Origin of the sequence: Pseudomonas sp. SIMBA_041 (assembly GCF_046535095.1) — a bacterium.
Lineage (GTDB): Bacteria > Pseudomonadota > Gammaproteobacteria > Pseudomonadales > Pseudomonadaceae > Aquipseudomonas > Aquipseudomonas mucoides.
The window spans coordinates 1-260 of record NZ_JAWRXJ010000500.1 but is presented as its reverse complement, the minus strand read 5'-3'; the positions used below and the strand labels follow the sequence as shown (position 1 = coordinate 260).

The window sequence follows — 260 nt, the reverse complement described above, 5'->3', positions numbered from 1 at the left end:
AATGTGTGTCTCTGAAGATGCTGATAATAGAACAAGATATGTTGAGATTGTAACCACATATTCAGATGACATACGCACGATAGAGAATTTGACCTACATAAATGAGATGCTAGATAAGTGGGTAATTAGTATCAATAATTCAAATGCTGAAACAGTATTCGATCGTGAGAACTTTTATTCATTGTATACAAGAATTTAAAAGCCCGGATGGGCTTTTATTTCCCCCTTCAACACGAACGTATATTCTTGTTTAATAATCC

Annotated in this window: 1 protein-coding gene; it reads left to right on the top strand. The window is 33.8% G+C overall.

What is annotated here, in order from left to right; translation table 11 throughout:
- Positions 1–199, top strand: a 199-nt coding sequence (locus tag SB725_RS32085) for a hypothetical protein (protein WP_410923515.1), incomplete at its 5' end; no start/stop codon positions are given.
- Between the last annotated feature and the right edge of the window lie 61 nt (positions 200–260).